The sequence below is a fragment of the Alkalihalobacterium elongatum genome (genome assembly GCF_019024285.1).
GTDB classification, from domain to species: Bacteria; Bacillota; Bacilli; order Bacillales; family Bacillaceae_F; genus Alkalihalobacterium; species Alkalihalobacterium elongatum.
This window is the reverse complement of record NZ_WMKZ01000002.1, coordinates 164,833-182,516: the sequence shown is the minus strand read 5'-3', so window position 1 is coordinate 182,516 and position 17,684 is coordinate 164,833. Positions and strand designations below refer to the sequence as shown.

Sequence of the window (17,684 nt, the reverse complement as noted above, 5' to 3'; positions counted from 1 at the left end):
ATTAGTACCTAGTACTAATAGTAAGTGTATATTTTAACGTGGTTAATAAAAAAGTTTCTAATATAGTTGGAGGGGAATGTAGATTATGAATTTATCATTACAGGATCGTACATACGTCATCATGGGTGTTGCGAATAAGCGAAGTATCGCTTGGGGGATTGCTCAATCATTATCAAAAGCTGGCGCACGGTTAATTTTTACTTACGCTGGAGAGCGTCTAGAAAAAAATGTTCGAGATCTAGCTGAAACATTAGAACGAGATGATTTCTTAGTATTACCTTGTGATGTAACAAATGATGAAGAGGTCGAGAAAACATTTGCTGGGATAAAAGAGCAAGTTGGTGTAATCCATGGAATTGCTCATTGTATAGCATTTGCAAACAAAGAAGAGCTTGAAGGTGAGTATTTAAATACTACTCGTGATGGTTTTTTACTAGCACAAAATATTAGTGCCTACTCTTTAACAGCAGTAGTTAAAGCGGCTCGTCCAGTAATGACGGAAGGCGGAAGTATCGTTACTTTAACGTACCTTGGTGGCGAGCGTGTCGTTAAAAATTATAATGTAATGGGCGTTGCGAAAGCATCATTAGACGCAAGTGTAAAATATTTAGCTAATGACTTAGGAAAAGACGGTATCCGAGTCAATTCCATTTCAGCTGGTCCAATCCGTACATTAGCGGCAAAAGGTATTTCTGGCTTCAATGATGTTTTAAAAGAGATCGAAGAACGTGCCCCACTTCGCCGTACGACAACACAAGAAGAGGTTGGAGATACGGCACTGTTCTTAATGAGTGACTTATCTCGCGGCATTACAGGCGAAATGATCCATGTCGATTGCGGGTATAACATTTTATCGTTATCATAATTGAGAGAGAGGGACGCCATTTGGTGTTCCTTTTTTTATGATTGTCTTTGTATCCAAAGGGGACAAATTTATATTTAAAACAGTGATTGGTGCGTGATAGAGGAAAAAATTAGGGGAGGCGGTAACGAAAAGGAGCGCTTCGTGCCTGTGAGAGGAAAAAATTAGGAGGGGGCGGTAGAAAGGAGAGATGCGTGCCCGCGGGAGGAAAAACCTAGGAGAATGCGGTAACGAAAGGCAACGCTTCGTGCCCGCAGGAGGAAAAACTTAGGAGAATACGGTAACAAAAGCATCGCTTCGTTTTGTCCGACGACTTGCGGGACCAATTACTAGCTTATGAGCCCAAAATCAACAACGTTCTTCAACTACACTTAGTAAAAGATAACAAATTAACGCCTTTTCTAAATGGATGTAAGAGGATTACCATACAAAAACATAATGTGGCTAGGCACATATTTAGATTTAGTACATATTTTGTTAGCAGATTAACTAAAAGGATGGATGAAAATGATAAGTCCTTTTGAATTCATTTTGTTATTGCTAGCATCTTTTCGTTTAGCGCATTTAATTGTATTGGACGAAATAATGGCACCGCTTAGAAAGCCATTTCACAAAATTACAACAGAAACATTACCAGATGGAACGACAGCATCTTTTCTAGAGGTAAAAGGTAATGGGATCAGAAAGTTTATCGGTGAATTAATCGCTTGTTATTGGTGCACAGGGATTTGGACAGCTGCGTTTTTATATTTTGGATTTATCTTTTATCCAATTATTTTTCTTCCAGTCGTTATCATTTTTGCAATCGCTGGGGCTGGATCTGTTATTGAAGCCATTGTACAAAAGATCATTCATTCATAGTAATAATATTCACGCTTGGCATGACTTCAGTTAAAATTAATATTCTATTGTTGACATATTACTGAGGTTTTATCGAAATAAGCATGAAACGTCAAAATCTATGGAGGGAATGAAGGTGAGAAAGGAAGTATTAGTAACAGGTGGTGCAGGTTTTATAGGGGCTAACTTCATACAATACCTTCTTGACCATACATCTTACCACATAACAAATATTGACTCTCTCACACATTCAGCCAATCCAAAAGCCCTTACTCAATTTTCAAGATCACCTTATTATCGTTTTTTTCAAGTTGACTTACGTAATCAAGCCCAATTAAATGAAGTCTTTGACCGACAGTATGATGTAATCATTCACTTTGCAGCACTAACAGACGTAAATGAAAAAAAGTACTCACCTATCGAAATTTATGATGTAAATGTGATAGGCACGATGAACTTACTGGAGAAGGTAAGGGGAGGTTATGCTGGGAAGTACATCTATGTTTCAACGGGAAAAGTTTATGGTGATTTAGAAGATAAAGAACGTCCTAATAAAGAAGAAGCTGTTCTCACCCCTAATAATAGATACGTAGAAAGCAAAGTCAGTGGTGAAATGATAGTACGTTCGTATATAAAATCTTTCCAGATACCCGCGATTATTACACGATGCAGTAATAATTATGGACCATACCAACAAAAACAAAAGTTAATTCCTACAGTAATTTTGAATGCACTAGAGGATAAACCTATACCTGTTCATGGTGATGGTCAACACGTCAGGGATTGGATATTTGTTAAGGACCATTGCAAGGCCGTTCACACGATCTTAAAGCATGGAAAATTAGGAGAAGTCTATAACATTAGCGGTGGACGGGAGCGTTCCACTTTGAATGTTGTAAAGCTTATTCTTGATTATATGAATAAAGGTCATCATTTGATACGACATGTGGCTGATCGTGAAGAAGGCGGCAGACGTTATGCTTTGAATTGGGAGAAAATTCACCTTACGATAGGCTGGAAACCTGAAACCTCCTTTTACAATGGTTTAGTTGAGACAATTGAATGGTACTCATCAAAACAACTCCAGCAGACTTAATTTTTTAATGATATATATTTCCTAAGTGAAGAACTCAAGGAAGTTTCCATGAGTTTTTCGCTTTTTTTCTTTTTGTAGGTATCTGTCCATTTCTAAAATCCCGCTTAGGAATACATTAATTATTATATTAGACTATTAGGAGGTAAATAAATGGAAAAAGAACAGCTAATTACCCCCTGGGATTTAGAAGAAGCTGAACGACAGGATACATTCTATGTACCAGAATATGTTGTTAATATGGCTTATGAAGTCATTAAGCACTATGATATGAAGGTCAGTCACATGGAAGTCATTACAACGAAGGCTGATAAAGGTGGACTTATTTGGAAAATAGATACTGATAAAGGACCGAGAAGCTTAAAGTTATTACATCGTAGACCAACGAGAAGTTTATTTAGTCTCGGTGCTCAAGAATATTTAGTAAAAGAAAAAAAGGCTAGAGTCCCGCAAATCATCCCCACGAAGGATGGTAAACTTTACGTAGAAATGGGTGGGAAGCTTTGGTTTGTTGCAGAGTGGATTGAGTCACTGTTTCAGGTAACTAAAGATTTAGAAGGTGCTAAAGAACTTTGTTATGCGATTGGAGAGTTTCATAGATTATCTAAAGGGTATACACCGCCATCTGGAGCGGAAAATGCATCTAGACTGTACCGTTGGCCTAAGACCTATAACAAAATTGTTAAAAAAATGACGTGGTTAAGAGATATAGCCACTGTTTATGATGAAATGCCAGCAAGTACTACAGTACTATCCGTTATCGATATGTTTGAAGAACAAGCCGTTAAAGCTTTTGAAAGATTAGAGAACTCGGCTTACTACGATTTAGTGAAAAAAGGAAATAAAGAATGGGGCCTTGTTCACCAAGATTATGGTTGGTCTAATGGTCAAAAAGGTGAAGGTGGGATGTGGATCATTGACCTTGATGGTGTAGCTTATGATTTACCTATTCGAGATTTACAAAAATTAATGACTGGAACGATGGATGACTTAGGTGGTTGGGATGTACATTGGATTAAAGAGATGATTTCCGCCTATCATGAGGCAAATCCAATAGACGACCAACTTTATGAAATATTAATGATCGATCTGTCACTACCAAACTTGTTTTATAAAAATGTAAAAGAAATGGTTTATGAACCAACTGTCTTTATGGATGAAGAACTTAAGAATTTAGTACAAAGAATTGTAGATATCGATAAAACAAAATGGCCCGTCTTAGAAGAAATAGCAGATAACAGCTGGCTTGGGGGAAAAAATAAGTGAGAGTTTTAATTATCTGTACTGAAAAATTACCAGTTCCACCTGTCCGCGGCGGAGCTATTCAAACGTATATTGCAGGTGCAGTGCCCTTTTTAAGTAAAAATCATGAAATTACAATTCTCGGTAGAAATGACGAGTCGTTACCTGATAAAGAGACGAGAGATGGCATCGATTATGTTCGAATACCAGGGGGACTCCTTGAAACATATCGCCAAGGCGTTGTTGACTATTTAAAGTCTAATTCGAAGTTTGACTTAATCCACATTTTTAACCGACCACGTCTTGTTGCCCCTGTCCGTGAATGTGTACCGAATGCTCGCATTATCTTAAGCATGCACAATGATATGTTTAAACCACAAAAGATTGATCCTGAAGAAGGAGCACTTGCCATAAAGGAAGTCGATAAGATTATCACAATCAGTAATTATATTGGTCAAGAAATTACTAGAATATTTCCTCAAGCTGAGTCGAAATTGCAAACCATTTACTCTGGGGTCGACCTAGAGCAATTTGTTCCTATATACTCATCAAAAGCCGAAAAAATTAGAAAAAAAATCCGCAAAGAATACAAATTAAAGGGTAAAAAAGTCATTTTATTTGCAGGAAGGTTATCGGCTAACAAAGGTGCTGATGTACTCGTTAAAGCGATGAATATTCTAGCCAAAAAACATTCCAATATTGCACTCGTTCTCATGGGAAGCAAGTGGTTTAGTGATAATGGAACGACAGACTATATTGCATTTGTCCGGACGTTAGCAGCCCGCTCTCCTGTTCCTGTTATTACAACAGGATTTATAGCACCCGATAAAATTCAAGAATGGTTTGCAGCAGCAGACATCTTCGTCTGTCCTTCCCAGTGGCAAGAACCACTAGCGAGAGTTCACTATGAAGCGATGGCCGCAGGTTTACCGATCATAACGACAGCAAGAGGAGGCAACCCAGAAGTCATAGAAGTGAATAGAAACGGGCTCATAGTTGAAAAACCACGTGATCCACAACAGTTTGCTGATTATTTATCAGATCTACTGTCTAATCCAGAAAAGTGTAAAGAAATGGGGGAATACGGACGGAAGCTAGCAGAAGAAAAATACAGCTGGAACCGTGTCGTGACAGACATCCTCGGGGTTTGGAGTGAAGTTGAGACGGGGATTTCCAGTAATCGAACATTAGATTATATAGAAAATCCAATTAATGGTAAAGTTCAGCAAGAAAAAGAAAAAGTAGACGTCAGGCCCAATTTAGAAAAGAAACGTCTTGTTGTTCGAATTACAAAAGGAAAGGGAAAAGGAAAAGTTATAGAGATAGAAAAAGAAGAGATACAAAAAAACGTTAAAAAAGAGGAACTGAAAGAGGCTCAATTGGAGGGCAAGATTAACAAAGTGGGAGAACGAGCTGAAGAAGAAGAGCGGGTCGTCGAAGAATTACAAACAGTAGAAGGAATTGAACCCGATGTGGATGAGGATCCAGTAGTTGATGAAACAGATGAGATGGTCAGAACTACGGAAACGGAAGAAGCACAGAAGCAAGAGGGTGTTGCAATAATTAAAGAAACACAAATGACAGAAAAGATAGAAGAGGTTGCAGAAGCTTCAGAAACAAAGGTTTTAGAAGGACTAGAAGAAGTATATGGAAATGAAGGAGTAGAAACGGGAGAGGTCGTTAATACTCAAGAAGTTGAGGTCACTGAAAAAACAAACTTGGTTGAAGAAAAACTCGGAGCTACTGTAAACGAGCTGATCACCGAATTAGAAAGAATAAAAGAAATTAATCAACTAATTATTAATCAACTAATTAATGAGAGTGGAGAGAAACGGGATAGAGAGAATGATGATTATTCTTATAGTCCGCCAGCTCCTCCGTGGATAGTAAAGTGAGTTAATAGGAGGATACTGAGTAACAAAAGAGGTTGGCTTTGATCATCAATCATAGTCAATCTCTTAAGTTATTATTAAATGTTTAGGTTAACAATATATTCACTCTAGTCAAAGGAGAAACATACAAAAAAGTTGACTAATAAAATAAAAATAAAGGGATTGACATGGTAAATGTTTCATAGTCAATCCCTATTAATAATTTATTTTTTCATCCCCCTAATTAATACCTCAATTACTTCAGGACGACTGAACTGCGGTGGTGGGGTGACTCCACTTCGCAACATTTCTCGTACTTTTGTTCCTGATAAGTGAAGGTGGTCTTCTTTTGGATGTGGACATGTTTTGCTAGAAGCCATATTTCCGCATTTTGTACAATAAAAACTATGTTCAAAACAAAGGATGTTGATGCCGATGTCTTCAGGCTTAAATTGCTTAAAAATATCTTGGGCATCGTACGTTCCGTAATAATCTCCAACCCCTGCATGGTCGCGTCCAACGATAAAATGTGTACAACCATAATTTTTTCTGACAAGCGCATGAAATATCGCTTCTTTCGGTCCTGCATATCTCATAGCAGCTGGAAATACCGATAAGAATACTCTTTCGTTTGGATAATAATTTTTTAAGAGGACTTCATAGCTTTCCATTCGAACGTCAGCTGGAATATCATCTGATTTTGTTTCTCCTACAAGTGGATTGAGAAATAAAGCATCGACGGTTTCTAGCGCGCATTTTTGAATATATTCATGTGCTCTGTGTACAGGGTTTCTCGTTTGGAATCCGACAACGGTTTTCCAACCTTTCTGGTTAAATGCTTTTCTAGTTTCTGTAGGGGAATTATAGTAAGAAGAGAAACTATTATTTTTTGATGGTATTTTTGTTAAGGTGATAGGTCCAGCTACATAAATATTAGGTCGGTCAAATAATTTTTTTACGCCAGGATGGTTTTTATCCGTGGTTTGATAAACGAGTTTAGCTTCTAGTAATTTGTCTGGAAAGTATACTTCTTGCACTTTTAGTACCCCATAAACTGTATTCTTATTGGTTAATTTTATATACTCGCCTAAATGTAAATGTTTTGCTACATTTTCATTCACTGGTAAGGTGATGGGGATACTCCAAACCAATCCATTTTTTAGTTTCATATTATATAAAACGGATTTATAATCTTCTTTGCCAAGAAAACCTGTTAATGGACTATATGCTCCATTGGCAATTAACTCCAAATCAGACAATGCCATCCCATCAATTTCAATTTCACCCGTAAGTGATGAATGGTCATAGTTTAAATTCATCCCATTAACAAGGTGTCCACCATGGGGAATACTAAGTGTCAAGACTGTCACTCCCTTCTCTCAAGTGTAATTTGTTTTTTAGATATGATTGCATTTCTTGTACACATTCTTCAACAGAGAGAACAGAAGTATCAAGAATAATTTCTGGATTTTGTGGTTCTTCATATGGTTGGCTAATTCCAGTAAACTGTTTAATTTCTCCAAGACGAGCTTTTTTATATAACCCTTTAGGGTCTCGTTTTTCACACTCTCTCAGTGTACATCTCACATATACTTCAACAAATTCGCCAGGTTGGAAAAGTATTCTAGCTTGTTCTCGGTCAGCTTCATAAGGTGATATAAGTGCAGCAAGCACGACTACACCTGCATCAACAAACAATTTGCCTACTTCAGCTGTGCGTCTCACATTTTCTTTACGATCTTCTTCAGTAAATGTAAGGTTCCGATTGATTCCATGTCGGAGGTTGTCACCATCTAATAAATATACACTAATACCGTCTTTATGCAATTCGTGTTGAAGTGCGTTAGCGATAGTTGACTTTCCAGAACCAGATAGTCCTGTGAACCAGACCATTAAGCTTTTATGGCCATGTAGTTTTTGCCGATCTTCTTTAGTTATATCAGACTGATGCCAAACAATATTTGAAGTTCTATTCTTGTTGTCTTCCATTTTTAAAGCTCCCTCCTTTTAGAATAACCTCCTGTTTATCCCCATATAAATACAGTTAGAAGAACAGTAGTAATCATGCAAAGAAGACTTAGTGGAAAGCCTACTCTAAAAAAGTCTGTAAATCGATATCCACCAGGTCCGTAAACTAATAAATTTGTTTGATAGCCTATAGGGGTAATAAAACTACAGGAGGCAGCAATAGCGATTATCATTGAAAATAGTTCAGGATTATACCCTAGTTGAATAGCTAATGAGTACCCAATAGGAAAAATGAGAGCGGCGGCTGCTATATTGCTAATAATTTCTGTTAGGACTAAAGTTGAAAAGTATAATAAAAAGCAAAGGATAATGAGGTTTATTGGATTTTCAAAGTTTAATAAGCTCGTTAAAAGAGTAGGTAAACCAGCGTTTTCAACTGCTTTTGCAATTCCAATGGCTGAAGCGATAAGAACTAATATCCCCCAATCTACCGCTTTTTTTGCTTCTGATGTTGTTATCGATTTGGTTATTGTTAAAATGATCATTCCCATTAAGGCTGCTTGAAGGATCGAAACTATTTGAAAAGCAGCTAAAGCAATGACACCGATTATGGTTGGAATAATGATCTTAGATTTACCACTGCTAATTGGTTCTTCGGTTTCCACCCCAGATACAAGGTAAAAATCACGAGAATTTGACCATGTTTTAATAAAATCCTTTCCTGCCAAAAGCAGAAGTGTGTCACCAGGTTTAATAGTCATATTTCCGATTCCAGTAGTAATCTGTTGATTATTTCTTCGAATAGCAACAATTGCAGAATTATACTGTGCTCTAAAGTTTGAATTTTTTATCTTTTTCTTAACTAATGGTGATGAATGAGAAACTACAACTTCAACTAAATTAGATTTGTAGTGTTCCGACATACTGCCAGTTTCTTCCTTTACAGTGGGTAGTTCTAATCCTTTTAAGTTAAGCAATCTTATAATGCTTTCTACATTTCCAGAAAAAATAAGTGAGTCGTTTTCTTGAATCACTTCATAATTAGAAACAGGTGTAATTGAACTATTGTTACGGATAATTTGTACTAAAAAAATATCATGTAATGCTCTTAAATTTACGTCCTTTACTGCTTTTCCAATCCATAACGAATTACTCGTTACTTTAACCTCTACTGTATAATCTTTTCGTATTGATTGGTAAGCTTCGATCAAATCTTTGTTATTAGGTAGCTTTCTTTGGCCATAAAAGATCATATACAATAAGCTGACTATAAATAATGGGATGCCAATTAGTGAAAATTGAAACATTGAAAATCCTGGATGTCCATTTTGCTGTAGCAGTCCATGAATGAGTAAATTTGTTGAAGTTCCAATTAATGTAACGGTTCCCCCAATAATGGCAGCATAAGAAAGTGGTATTAAAAGCTTAGAAGGAGATATTTTATGTTGGATCCCCCATTTATGAATGATTGGAGTTAACATAGCTACAATGGGTGTATTGTTCATGAAAGCCGATAGGAAAGATACTGGAAACATGATTTTAATGAGGACGATTGAAGGCTTTTTATTTTTTCCTAAAGTACGTGTTAAGAGCTTTGGAACAATACCGCATTTTTGTACAGCGAAGGCAATAACCATTAATAAGGCAATGGTATGGACGGCAGGGTTCGCAAAACCTTGAAATGCCTCATCGATAGGGAGAACTCCTAATACAATAAGCAAAGAGAAAGCAGTAAAAACAGTTAGTTCGGGTGTAAACCACTCTTTGATTAGACTTATAAACATTAGAAATAAAACAATACTGACAGCAATTGCAGCAAAGGACATAATAACACTCCATACTCTTTCCAACATATTACTTATTTAGTATGTATTGAATACAAAATTTGTCCTGTCTTTTGCCTAATTTTTGTAAAAACTTCACTATGTAATGTCAAATAGTTTTCCCTAGGAAGTAATTATATTATTTTTAATTGTTCGATATAAATTCTCCTCGGCAAATAAAAATAATATTGAGATTAAAGTTATAGTAATATTCATTGGTTTGGACAAAGTATCTAAAGTAAAGCTTCTAGATACTTTGTCCGTTTAATTTTGTAAGTTACTAAAAACAGGATGATTAGTAAATGAGAGGAACTACTGTTACAGCAATAACAAACAAGCCGAAGATTATGTTATTTGAACCTAAATTAGTCTTTGCGCCAGAAACAGATTATGGAGGTTATTAAAGTTAACAAGTAGTTAGCGACCCATGAAAATTATGGTAGCCATCACATGTGAAATAGGGTTTGTATTGTACATGTGAGTGGCTGTTCAGGTAGTGTTTATGAATGAAGGTGAAATTGTGGAATAGGCAGAGCGTAACAGTTTTTGATCAACACATTATAATAGAATGAAATGTTTATATTCGGAACTTATATTTGTTTTTTAAATAGTTTTGAGAGATGATTGAGGGTTCTGTATAGAAGATCATATCCATATATCCTTCTAAACCTTGTCATGTAGAAAAGTGCTTCATTCATAATTAATTCCGACCTTTAAATAGTCAATTAATAGCGACTTAAATCAAGATGCGACCCTAACCACTTCTGGTATTCATATGGGTGATTTAGGAGACCACCACTTGGTAAAAAGGTCAATTCACCAAAATATATTTTGTTATTGGTATAATACAGATCAACACGAACATAAGCGAAATCCTGTGAAAGTTTTTTTGCAACATCTATCATTTCACTAAAACGCTTTGGACGCTCGGGTGGGATTGAAAACGAATTATTTTGAGTATCAAAAGGAGGTTGTTTCCAATCCATATCTAATATTTGAACTTTTAGGTTACTAAATCGATCCCCCATTACTGCTACAACCATTGGTTTACCGTGGATACAATGAAATTTGTAATCTTTTAAATCGCCAGAAGGGTCCTGTAAGTATTTTTCGATAATTGCGCGCCCTTTTAATGGTTTATAATTGCGTTCTCCAGTTATATTAAAATAATTTAAATTCAACCATTCATTCATTTGTTTCTTTGCTTTGTACCAATCTAAATTGGTCTTGTCTTTTACGAGGATATTCCAACCACAGCCATGGGTGGCTTTGAGTACAAAACTTTGAGGAAGATTATCTATATTTATGTCATCAACATTTGTGTACATACCATACAGTGGAACAAGATATTTTTCACCGATTTTTCCTTTTACATATTGCCGAACCTCATATTTATCTGTATATTTTGCAAATCGTTCAATTTTTCCATTTACCCTTATCCATAAAAGTTTCTCGGACATGACTTGAGGGTTTTCTATGTTAGGTTCGAAACCAAGTATTCTTCTAACCTTTCTTTTCTTCGCATTAAGTTTATGATCCATGTAATAAGCCCCGTCCTTTCAAACTTTAATTTTTAAAGTCGTTTTATATTAAATATGGTTTTATCTCATTTTAGAATATGTTTGAACTTTTATTTTAGTGTTGGCTCCTTAACTTTAAATAAGCAAAAATAGTAATTAAACTGTGTAAATGATAATTTTCCTGTTTATTGTCTGAAATAGGAAGAAGGAGGTCTAATGGTATTGTGCATATAAAATGGTAATAATGATGTTTAATACTTTTTCCTAACTAGTTAGTAATATGAGTTCGATAAATTGACTTTAGAGTAAACGATACTCACAAAGGTTGGACCCGAAAACCTAGCGCCCCAGTGACTTAAAATTTCACAATTGCTTCATCAAAAAAAGTGGAAGCCAAATATCTTATAATACTTTAGTTCAACAGCTACAGTTGTTAAAACTAAATTTCCTCCATTTCCATTTCCACATATTCATTCCAAATTTATCCTTAAAAATATCAATAAAAAACACAATTGGTGGCTTGTGACAATATTTCAGCGTTTCAATTGAAATGGATACAGTCCTAATTATATCTATATAAAAATAAATTTTATTATTCGTATAAAGGCTAGATTATCAATTTATTGTTATAAGGGATAAATGTACTGTCCTCCACACTTAGTAAACATACAATTTTATTAGTGGGTAAAATGAAAGGATCTATAGTTAGCTCCCGCTTCACAAATTTTATGTAGGAACATATTTTATGGAAAAAACATCTTTTGTAAAAGAGGACGTGAATAGCTATGAAAGGAGTTATACTCGCAGGAGGAAAGGGAACGAGGCTTACCCCCTTAACTAAGATAATAAACAAACATCTTCTACCGATTGGCCCGTTCCCAATGGTTTATTGGTCAATCATTAAATTAAGGGAAGCTGGGATAAAGGATATATTAATCATAACGAATGGTACACATTTGAACTCATTTACTACGTTATTTGGTAACGGTGAGGAATTGCAAGTCAATTTATTATATAAAGTACAAGACGGGGCAAAGGGGATTGCAGATGGTGTATCATACGCAAAATCTTTTGTTGAAGATGAAAAATTTATCATGGTCTTAGGAGATAATATTTTTGAAGATTCCATCGTACCGTATATTGAAAGGTTTAAACAACAAAAAAGCGGAGCGAGAGTTTTATTAAAGGAAGTATCAGATCCATCGCGGTATGGCATTGCTATATTAAATGAAGAAAAGAGTATTATTAATTCTATTATAGAGAAACCGAAAATCACCAATTCACCATACTGCGTAACGGGGATCTATATGTATGATCATCAAGTCTTTGATTTTATTAACTCTATCAAACCATCTGCTCGTGGGGAACTAGAAATTACAGATGTAAATAATTATTATATTAGACAAAGTGAGTTGCAATATGATGTTTTGGAAGGCTGGTGGATTGATGCAGGCACCCATGAATCACTTTTTAAAGCTAATACATTGATATATGAACAAATGAACAATCAAATAGAAACAAAAAAGGGGGGAGGAAATTGAGCAAACACCTTCTAATTACAGGTGGTGCAGGTTTTATTGGGTCAAATTTCATCGAATATATGCTAAAGAATTCCGCCTATTCAATTACAAATATTGATGCTTTAACCTACGCAGGCCAGATAGATAATATGATGACTTTCAAAAAGTATCCCAACTATCGTTTCATGCATTGTGATATTGGAAATCGTGATAGTTTAATTAAGGCTTTTGATCGAAACTACGAATTTATTATTAATTTTGCTGCTGAATCTCATGTCGACCGTAGTATTGAGAATGCACAACCTTTTGTTGATACAAACGTATCGGGAACACTTAACCTTCTCTATGCTCTACTTGATGGGAAAGCTAAAAAAATGATTCAAATATCTACCGATGAAGTATACGGTTCTCTCAGAAGTGATGATCTGCCATTTACTGAAAATTCACCACTAACTCCAAATAATCCTTATTCAGCCAGTAAGGCAAGCGCTGATTTGCTCGTTCGCTCCTTCTACCAAACCTATAAATTACCTCTTATAATCACTCGCTGCAGTAATAATTATGGTCCAAGACAACACAATGAAAAGTTTATTCCTAAAGTTATAACCAATGCTTTAAATGAACAAAAAATCCCTCTTTATGGGGATGGAAAAAATATTCGTGACTGGCTTTTCGTAGAAGATCATTGTCGTGCTATTCGTATGGTCTTAGAGCATGGGGAACCAGGTGAAATATACAATATAGGTGGTGGACATGAAAGGACAAATCAAGAAGTAATTACATTTATTCTTGATTATTTAAATAAAAGTCACACCTTAATTCAATTCGTAGAAGATCGAAAAGGTCATGATAGGAGATATGCTATTAACTGGGGGAAAATTCACAAAGAATTAGGGTGGATGCCACAAGTTACTTTTAGAGAAGGGCTAATACGTACGATCGAGTGGTACAAAAATAATAATGGTCAACAGAAAAGGTGATTATCTGTGAGGGTTTTGATTACAGGTTCAAACGGCCAATTAGGAAAAGAGATTACAGAGAAAATGGGCAAAACCATGTCCATTAAAGCCTATGGAAAAGACCAGCTAGATATTACTAATGAGTTGCAAGTTTCTAAAATTGTTAATCATATGAAACCTGACGTAATTATACACACAGCAGCATATACATCAGTGGACCAATGTGAGTTTGCACAAAAACAAGCTTTTGAAGTTAATAGTTTAGGAGCCTTTTATGTTGCAAAAGCAGCGCAGAATGTTGGGGCAAAGATGGTTTGTATTAGTACGGATTATGTTTTTAGTGGTGATAAAAACAAACCATATGTAGAAGGAGATATACCGAATCCAAAGAGTGTTTATGGCATAAGTAAATGGATGGGGGAAAAGCTCGTTCAAGCAACATTAAAAGAATGTTATATCGTTAGAACATCATGGCTTTACGGTGGTGGTGGAAATAATTTCGTAAAAACAATGCTTAAATTAGCGAAGCAAAAAAGGGAAATTAAGGTAGTTGATGATCAGGTTGGCTCACCAACATATACGAAAGACCTTGCCGAGGTAATTATTCAATTAATTGGAAAAAGCTATGGAATTTATCATGTTAGTAATTCTGGGTCCTGTAGTTGGTATGAGTTTGCAAAACATATATTAAAACAAGCAGGTTTTGATGCTAATATGATTAAGTCAATAACAACTGCATCTTATGGAGCACCAGCACCAAGACCAGCTTATTCGGTTATGGCTCATGATGCCTTACAAAGAGAAAGTATACCCCTTCCCAGGTGCTGGGAAGAGGCTGTAAATGATTTTTTACGGGAGGAGTTAAAAGATGATTGAAGGAGTGAAGGTGAAGAAACTGCTAAAGCACTGCGATGATCGAGGTTTTTTTGCTGAATTAATTAGAGATGATGATGATTTATTAGAACAATTTGGGCAAGCGTCTTGGTCAATGAATTATCCAGGAGTAATAAAAGCCTTTCATTACCATGAGGAACAAGATGATGTATGGTTTTTCCCTTCTGGTCATGCTCAAGTTGTATTATATGATTTACGGAAAAGCTCAGCTACTTACGGAGAAACGGATGTTTATTATATGGGTGAAGACAATCCAGTCGTGTTACTAATCCCTAAGGGTGTGGCCCATGGATATCGAGTATTAGGTCAAAAACCAGCAACAATTATTTATTTCACAACGAAGTCTTATAATGCTTTAAGTCCTGATGAGAAAAGAATACCGTGGAATGACCCAACTATCGGTTTTAATTGGGAGACTAAAAACCGGTAAAGATGAAAAAGAAACAGACTACGTCTACCTATTAGTCAAGATGAACGAGGTGAAAAAGGAGGGGATAGAAATGGAAAATAAAGATGATGGCGTACTTTTTACAGGGATAGAAGTTATTCAAACTAAGTCTCTTTTTGAAGAAGTTTCTAATACTTTTACAATTGAATTTTGGGCTCAACCAAGTGCTAGACAAGACATGGAGAAAAAGGAGAGTACGAGTGGAACGGGTGCGATTAACGGCCAAAGGTTCGTTATAGGTCCTGGAAATGCAATGGAGAAAACTGCAGCAGGAGTTGGTGTATCTGTAGGGACAAATGGGGTTATAGTTTGTGAACATAGTGTAAATTACCTTCCACCTATACTTGTATATAAAAGAAATATTTCAGAATGGACCCATGTAGCAATAGTCTATCGAAATAAAACTCCATCGCTTTATATTAATGGCAAGCTTGTTAAAAATGGGTTAACTAGTAAAAAAGTCAATATTTACCCATCAGGATCTATAGGGGGACATAACCCTTATGGCCATTATGAGGGGTTATTAAAAGATGTTCGAATTTGGAATTTTGCAAAAACAGATAAGGAAATAAGTGAACAAATGAATGAATTTTTAGCTGGTAATGAAAAAGGGTTAATTGCGTATTGGAGTTTGACTAAAGATAAAGAAATAACTTCTAACCAAACAAATGCTATCGGGACCAAAGAAATACTAGATAACACAACGAAGGTTGTTGCAAGTACTGAACAAACACTAGAAGATGAGCTTATCTTTTGTACTTCAATATGTGCTAACTATTTACCAAAAGCAAAGGTGTTGGCAAAGTCAATTAAAAAGTTTCACCCTAATTCGAAAGTAATTATTTGTTTAGTAGAATCGGACATACACCCGACAGCTGAAAAGTTTTCTTATTTTGACAAGGTTATTTTGGCAAAGGATTTAGAGATTGAAAATTTCAATAAATTTATTATGAAATATAATGCGCTAGAAGCATCAACTGCTGTTAAAGGAGCACTGTTTAGTTATTTATTAAGAACCTATAAACACAATAATAAATTTATTTATCTAGACCCAGATATTTATGTTATGGATACTTTTAATGAGCTTAATTCCATATTAGAAAAGCATTCGATCGTTGTTACTCCACATACATTAGAACCTGAAGATAAAAATCATATTACAGCCATTAGAGGCAATGAAATTCAATTACTTCAAAAAGGAACATTTAATCTAGGTTTTCTTGCAATAAGTAGAAGTCCTAATTCTGAGAGGTTTATATCTTGGTGGTCTGATCGGTTATCTCAATATTGCTATGATGATACTCCGAACGGGTTATTTACAGATCAAAAATGGGTCAATCTAGCACCTTGTTTTTTTGATGTATTTATTCTAAAGCATCCTGGTTATAATGTTGCTCCTTGGAATTTATCGAAACGTTCTATTCATAGGTCTGAGAATGAGCTCCTTGTAAACAATAAAAGACTGAAATTTGTGCATTTCTCGGGCTTTGATTCAGGAGCAAATTTAAAGGTTACAAAATTATATGTTCCAGATCAATCAAACCCAATATACACGATCTATAATCAATACGTAAATGAACTAATAGAAATGGGACAAGGCAAAATGAAAAATATCCGTTGGAGCTATGAGCGCAATAAAAATGATAAAAAGGTAAAAAAAGCGCCACAAATTAAATATCAGATTAAGAAAAAGTAGAATAAACTTAATCTCCGATAAGTATTATTCTTATGATTGTTAGGAAAGGGAGAATTAATTATGTTAAAAAAAGGTGGAAATTATGATTTTTAATAAAGAAAAAGAGACAAATAGTGTGATCATTTTTTTGCATATTCCAAAAACTGCGGGCTCTACATTTAATTCGTTAATTGAAAAGCAATATGAAAATAATTATACGATGATCTCACCAAAGTATGGCGAAGAAAAAGTTGCGGATTATTTTAACGCAATTGGACCTAAAGAAAAATTAGAAGTAGTGAGAGGACACTTCCCTTTTGGAGTACACAAATATTTACCGCAGAAAAATTTCACCTATATAACTTTTCTTCGTGACCCAATAGAAAGAGTAATCTCAGCCTACTATTATATGAAATCAAACCCTATCCATCCGTATTATTATAAAATGAATCAGACCTCGTTATATGAGTTTGTTTCTGAAAAGGCATTTCATTGGGCAGTATATAATCGCCAAACTTGTTTATTAAATGGGCATGGTTGGAATTACGATTTAGACGTTGCTAAAGAAAATATAACTAAGTATTTTTCGGTAGTGGGAATTACTGAGCGATTTAATGAGTCAATTAAATTGTTAAACGATTCGCTAGGGTGGAATATTTGTAATATATCAAAAGTAAATGTTAACCCTAATAAACCCAAAAAAAGTGAAATAGCTAATGAAGTTAGAGAAGTCATCAAAGAAAAAAATCAGAAGGACATCGAACTTTATCAATTAGCAACTCATTTATTGGATCGAAAACTAAAAAATTAACATGGCCAACACTGTGAGTTTGAGCAAGGGAAGGCTAGAATAAGTTTGAGGAGCGCTAGTGCCAAGACCAGAGGATACGGTGTTGGCACATGGTGCGCTTCTTAAAAGGTTTTATTAATGCCGATAGGGGATGGAATTTAATTTGTTTCAGAAAGTTT

15 protein-coding genes are annotated in these 17,684 nt (G+C 35.3%); 11 read left to right on the top strand and 4 right to left on the bottom strand.

Annotated elements, in window-relative coordinates:
• Positions 1-85: 85 nt before the first annotated feature.
• The 5 genes from fabI to GKP30_RS23865 all read left to right on the top strand — a co-directional run bounded on the left by fabI (position 86) and on the right by GKP30_RS23865 (position 5,932).
• Positions 86-865, top strand: a complete 780-nt coding sequence (gene fabI / locus GKP30_RS04765) for an enoyl-ACP reductase FabI (RefSeq protein WP_216828262.1) — start codon at positions 86-88, stop codon at positions 863-865.
• 504 nt (positions 866-1,369) lie between these two features.
• On the top strand, positions 1,370-1,723 hold the full coding sequence (locus tag GKP30_RS04760) for a DUF1360 domain-containing protein (RefSeq protein ID WP_216828261.1): 354 nt from the start codon (positions 1,370-1,372) through the stop codon (positions 1,721-1,723).
• Positions 1,724-1,838: 115 nt separating this feature from the next.
• The gene (locus tag GKP30_RS04755) at positions 1,839-2,798 is read left to right on the top strand and encodes a dTDP-glucose 4,6-dehydratase (RefSeq protein ID WP_216828260.1); all 960 of its coding nucleotides are present in this window, start codon (positions 1,839-1,841) and stop codon (positions 2,796-2,798) included.
• A gap of 150 nt (positions 2,799-2,948) precedes the next feature.
• Positions 2,949-4,061: a CotS family spore coat protein gene (locus GKP30_RS04750; RefSeq protein WP_216828259.1), complete on the top strand. Its 1,113-nt coding sequence runs from the start codon at positions 2,949-2,951 to the stop codon at positions 4,059-4,061.
• Positions 4,058-5,932, top strand: coding sequence for a glycosyltransferase family 4 protein (locus GKP30_RS23865; protein WP_216828258.1), 1,875 nt, complete (start codon positions 4,058-4,060; stop codon positions 5,930-5,932). The genes GKP30_RS04750 and GKP30_RS23865 overlap by 4 nt, the downstream gene beginning before the upstream one ends.
• Before the next feature lie 200 nt (positions 5,933-6,132).
• Here GKP30_RS23865 and sat read toward each other — a convergent pair whose 3' ends face one another.
• The 4 genes from sat to GKP30_RS04725 all read right to left on the bottom strand — a co-directional run bounded on the left by sat (position 6,133) and on the right by GKP30_RS04725 (position 11,240).
• Complete coding sequence (gene sat, locus GKP30_RS04740; RefSeq protein ID WP_216828257.1) at positions 6,133-7,269, bottom strand: sulfate adenylyltransferase; 1,137 nt, start codon at positions 7,267-7,269, stop codon at positions 6,133-6,135.
• Positions 7,259-7,897, bottom strand: a complete 639-nt coding sequence (cysC, locus tag GKP30_RS04735) for an adenylyl-sulfate kinase (RefSeq protein WP_216828256.1) — start codon at positions 7,895-7,897, stop codon at positions 7,259-7,261. The genes sat and cysC overlap by 11 nt, the downstream gene beginning before the upstream one ends.
• A gap of 35 nt (positions 7,898-7,932) precedes the next feature.
• Positions 7,933-9,702 (bottom strand): SLC13 family permease, encoded by a 1,770-nt coding sequence (locus GKP30_RS04730; protein WP_216828255.1) that lies wholly within the window; start codon positions 9,700-9,702, stop codon positions 7,933-7,935.
• Between the two features lie 722 nt (positions 9,703-10,424).
• A complete protein-coding gene (locus tag GKP30_RS04725; RefSeq protein WP_216828254.1) occupies positions 10,425-11,240 on the bottom strand; it encodes an ATP-grasp fold amidoligase family protein in 816 nt (271 codons plus the stop codon).
• A 764-nt stretch (positions 11,241-12,004) separates the two neighbouring features.
• On the opposite strand from GKP30_RS04725, the gene GKP30_RS04720 reads away from it, so the two are divergent.
• The 6 genes from GKP30_RS04720 (at position 12,005) to GKP30_RS04695 (ending at position 17,526) form a co-directional block, all read left to right on the top strand.
• Positions 12,005-12,760 (top strand): sugar phosphate nucleotidyltransferase, encoded by a 756-nt coding sequence (locus GKP30_RS04720; RefSeq protein WP_216828253.1) that lies wholly within the window; start codon positions 12,005-12,007, stop codon positions 12,758-12,760.
• Positions 12,757-13,719 (top strand): dTDP-glucose 4,6-dehydratase, encoded by a 963-nt coding sequence (gene rfbB / locus GKP30_RS04715; protein ID WP_216828252.1) that lies wholly within the window; start codon positions 12,757-12,759, stop codon positions 13,717-13,719. The genes GKP30_RS04720 and rfbB overlap by 4 nt, the downstream gene beginning before the upstream one ends.
• Before the next feature lie 6 nt (positions 13,720-13,725).
• The gene (gene rfbD / locus GKP30_RS04710; protein ID WP_216828251.1) at positions 13,726-14,574 is read left to right on the top strand and encodes a dTDP-4-dehydrorhamnose reductase; all 849 of its coding nucleotides are present in this window, start codon (positions 13,726-13,728) and stop codon (positions 14,572-14,574) included.
• Complete coding sequence (locus tag GKP30_RS04705; RefSeq protein WP_216828250.1) at positions 14,567-15,022, top strand: dTDP-4-dehydrorhamnose 3,5-epimerase family protein; 456 nt, start codon at positions 14,567-14,569, stop codon at positions 15,020-15,022. The genes rfbD and GKP30_RS04705 overlap by 8 nt, the downstream gene beginning before the upstream one ends.
• Positions 15,023-15,092: 70 nt before the next feature.
• Positions 15,093-16,736, top strand: a complete 1,644-nt coding sequence (locus tag GKP30_RS04700; RefSeq protein ID WP_216828249.1) for a LamG-like jellyroll fold domain-containing protein — start codon at positions 15,093-15,095, stop codon at positions 16,734-16,736.
• A gap of 82 nt (positions 16,737-16,818) precedes the next feature.
• Positions 16,819-17,526, top strand: coding sequence for a sulfotransferase family 2 domain-containing protein (locus tag GKP30_RS04695; RefSeq protein ID WP_216828248.1), 708 nt, complete (start codon positions 16,819-16,821; stop codon positions 17,524-17,526).
• The last annotated feature ends 158 nt before the right edge of the window (positions 17,527-17,684 follow it).